Genomic DNA, 3,785 nt, shown 5'->3' on the forward strand with positions numbered 1-3,785 from the left:
TCTTCGGTTTTGCAGCGTTCGGTGGCGTACGGGCAGCGCTTGTGGAACGCGCAGCCCGGCGGCGGGTTCAGCGGGTTGGGCAGCTCGCCGACGATCTTGATCTTCGGTTTGTTCGGGTCCGGGTGGATCGTCGGCGTGGCCGACAGCAGGGCCTGGGTGTAAGGGTGCAGAGGGCGTTCGTAGATGTCGTTCTTCGGCCCCATTTCCACCGGGCGACCGAGGTACATCACCATCACGTCATCGGCCACGTGTTGCACCACCGCCAGGTTGTGGGAGATGAACACGTAGGCGGTGTTGAACTCCTGCTGCAGGTCCATGAACAGGTTCAGCACCTGGGCCTGGATCGAGACGTCCAGCGCCGAGGTCGGTTCATCCGCGACCAGCACTTTGGGCTGGAGCATCATCGCGCGGGCCAGGGCGATCCGCTGGCGCTGACCGCCGGAGAACATGTGCGGATAACGCTGGTAGTGCTCGGGACGCAAGCCCACCTGCTTCATCATCGCCTGGACTTTCTCGCGACGTTCGGCGGCGCTCAGGCTGGTGTTGATCAGCAGCGGCTCGGCCAGCTGGTCGCCGACTTTCTGCCGTGGGTTCAACGAGGCATAGGGGCTCTGGAACACCATCTGCACGTCTTTGCGCAATTGCTTGCGTTGCGCCTTGTCGGCGCCGGCGACTTCCTGGCCGGCGATTTTCAAGGAGCCCGAGGACGGCTCTTCGATCAGCGTCAGGGCCCGGGCCAGGGTGGATTTGCCACAGCCCGATTCACCGACGACGGCGAGGGTCTTGCCGGCTTCCAGTTCGAACGACACACCATTGAGCGCGCGCACGGTGGCGTGACCCTTGAACAGGCCACGGGACACTTCGTAGTGCCGGGTCAGGTCGCGGGCGGTAAGAACGACGGCCATTACGCCACCTCCTGGTTCAGCGGGTAGAAGCAGCGAGCGAGGCTGTTGCTTTTCGGGTCAAGGGCCGGACGTTGTTGACGGCAGTTGTCTTTCACATAGGGGCAGCGCGGCGACAGCAGGCAGCCCTGCGGACGGTCATAGCGACCGGGCACGATGCCCGGCAGGGTCGACAGGCGCGCGGCGCCCTGGCTGTGTTCCGGGATCGCCTTGAGCAAGGCTTCGCTGTACGGGTGCGCGGGGATATCGAACAGTTGCGGCACCTGGCCGACTTCGACCGCCTGGCCGGCGTACATCACGCACACGCGCTGGGCGGTTTCGGCGACGACGGCGAGGTCGTGGGTGATCAGCACCAGGCCCATGTTCTGCTCTTTCTGCAACGCCAGCAGCAGGTCCATGATCTGCGCCTGGATCGTGACGTCCAGCGCCGTGGTCGGTTCGTCGGCGATCAGCAGTTTCGGTTCGCCGGCAATCGCCATGGCAATCGCGACGCGCTGGCTCATACCGCCGGACAGTTGATGCGGGTAGGCGTCCATGCGGCTGGCGGCCCCCGGGATTTCCACTTTTTCCAGCAGTTCGATGGCGCGTTTGCGGGCCGCCTTGCCGGACATTTTCAGGTGCAGGCGCAGCACTTCCTCGATCTGGAAACCGACGGTGTAGCTCGGGTTCAGCGCGGTCATCGGGTCCTGGAAGACCATGGACAGGTCTTTGCCGACGATCTGCCGACGCTGACGGTTGCTGAGCTTGAGCATGTCCTTGCCGTCGAAACTCAGGGCGTCGGCGGTGACGATCCCCGGATGTTCGATCAGGCCCATCAGCGCCATCATGGTCACGGACTTGCCGGAACCGGACTCGCCAACGATGGCCAGCACTTCGCCCTTGTCCACCTTCAGGTCGAGGCCGTCGACCACGGGCGTGGCGTTCTTGTCGCCGAAGCGGACGTTGAGATTCTTGATTTCTAACAGTGACATGGGAATCTCCTCAGGCGGCGTTCTTGAGTTTCGGGTCCAGCGCATCGCGCAGGCCGTCACCCATCAAGTTGATTGCCAGCACGCTGAGCAAAATGGTCAGGCCAGGCAGGCTCACCACCCACCAGGCGCGTTCGATGTAGTCGCGGGCCGATGCCAGCATGGTGCCCCACTCAGGGGTTGGCGGTTGCACGCCAAGGCCGAGGAAGCCCAGGGCGGCGGCATCGAGGATCGCCGAGGAGAAGCTCAGGGTGGCCTGGACGATCAGCGGCGCCATGCAGTTGGGCAGCACGGTGACGAACATCAGGCGTGGCAGGCCGGCACCGGCCAGGCGCGCGGCGGTCACGTAGTCGCGGTTGAGCTCGCCCATCACCGCGGCGCGGGTCAGGCGCACGTAGGAGGGCAGGGACACCACGGCGATGGCGATCACGGTGTTGATCAGGCCCGGGCCGAGGATGGCGACGATCGCCACGGCCAGCAGCAGGGACGGCAGGGCCAGCATGATGTCCATCAGGCGCATGATGGTCGGGCCGACCACGCGCGGGAAGAACCCGGCGAACAGGCCCAGCAGGATGCCCGGGATCAGCGACATCACCACCGACGACAGGCCGATCAGCAAGGACAGGCGCGAACCGTTGATCAGGCGCGACAGCAGGTCGCGGCCCAGTTCGTCGGTGCCGAGCAGGAACTGCAGCTGCCCGCCTTCCAGCCAGGCCGGCGGGGTCAGCAGGAAATCACGGTACTGCTCGCTCGGGTCGTGGGGGGCGACCCAGGGGGCGAAGATCGCGCAGAAAATCACCAGCAGCATGAACAGCAGGCCGGCGACGGCCCCTTTGTTCCTGGCGAACGCTTGCCAGAATTCTTTGTACGGCGACGGGTACAGCAGGCTTTGATCGACTGCTACCGAGGGAATTGGAGTGGTCATGGTCATGATCTCAGCGCTGATGACGGATGCGTGGGTTGGCAAAGCCGTAGAGGATGTCCACCACGAAGTTGACCAGGATCACCAGGCAGGCGATCAGCAGGATGCCGTTTTGCACGACGGGATAGTCCCGGGCGCCGATGGCTTCGATCAGCCATTTGCCGATGCCGGGCCAGGAGAAGATGGTTTCGGTCAGGACCGCACCGGCCAGCAGGGTGCCGACTTGCAGGCCGACCACGGTCAGCACCGGAATCAGTGCGTTGCGCAGGCCGTGCACGAACACCACGCGCGAGGGCGACAGGCCCTTGGCCTTGGCGGTGCGAATGTAGTCTTCACGCAGCACTTCGAGCATCGAGGAACGGGTCATCCGCGCGATCACCGCCAGCGGGATGGTGCCCAGCACGATGGCCGGCAGGATCAGGTGATGCAGGGCATCGAAGAACGCACTGACGTCATCGGCCAGCAGCGTGTCGACCAGCATGAAGCCGGTGCGCGGCTCGATGTCGTAGAGCAGGTCGATGCGCCCGGACACCGGGGTCCAGCCCAGGCTCACCGAGAAGAACATGATCAGGATCAGGCCCCACCAGAAGATCGGCATCGAATAGCCCGCCAGGGAGATGCCCATCACCCCATGGTCGAACAGGGAGCCTCGCTTGAGTGCCGCAATCACCCCGGCCAGCAGGCCCAGGACGCCGGCGAACAACAGGGCGGCCATGGACAGTTCCAGGGTCGCGGGGAACAGGGAAGTGAATTCGCTCCAGACGCTTTCACGGGTGCGCAGGGATTCCCCGAGATCGCCGTGGGCCAGTTTGCCGATGTAATCCAGGTACTGGACATACAGGGGTTTGTTCAGACCTAGGCGTTCCATTGCCTGAGCGTGCATTTCCGGATCGACTCGGCGTTCGCCCATCATGACTTCCACGGGGTCGCCGGGGATCATGCGAATCAACGCGAATGTCAGCAGGGTGATGCCGAAGAACGTGGGGATCAACA

4 protein-coding genes are annotated in these 3,785 nt (G+C 64.2%); all 4 read right to left on the reverse strand.

What is annotated here, in order from left to right; all coding sequences use genetic code 11:
* A partial coding sequence (locus CAG47_RS27540; RefSeq protein ID WP_085729435.1) for a peptide ABC transporter ATP-binding protein occupies window positions 1-905 on the reverse strand: 905 nt, incomplete at its 3' end.
* Window positions 905-1,873, reverse strand: coding sequence for an ABC transporter ATP-binding protein (locus tag CAG47_RS27545; RefSeq protein ID WP_085729436.1), 969 nt, complete (start codon window positions 1,871-1,873; stop codon window positions 905-907). The genes CAG47_RS27540 and CAG47_RS27545, both read right to left, overlap by 1 nt.
* Window positions 1,874-1,883: 10 nt before the next feature.
* Complete coding sequence (locus CAG47_RS27550) at window positions 1,884-2,795, reverse strand: ABC transporter permease subunit (RefSeq protein ID WP_085729437.1); 912 nt, start codon at window positions 2,793-2,795, stop codon at window positions 1,884-1,886.
* 10 nt (window positions 2,796-2,805) lie between these two features.
* Complete coding sequence (locus CAG47_RS27555) at window positions 2,806-3,783, reverse strand: ABC transporter permease subunit (RefSeq protein ID WP_256577579.1); 978 nt, start codon at window positions 3,781-3,783, stop codon at window positions 2,806-2,808.
* Window positions 3,784-3,785 lie beyond the last annotated feature (2 nt).

The sequence above is a fragment of the Pseudomonas sp. R37(2017) genome, from assembly GCF_002113375.1.
Lineage (GTDB): Bacteria > Pseudomonadota > Gammaproteobacteria > Pseudomonadales > Pseudomonadaceae > Aquipseudomonas.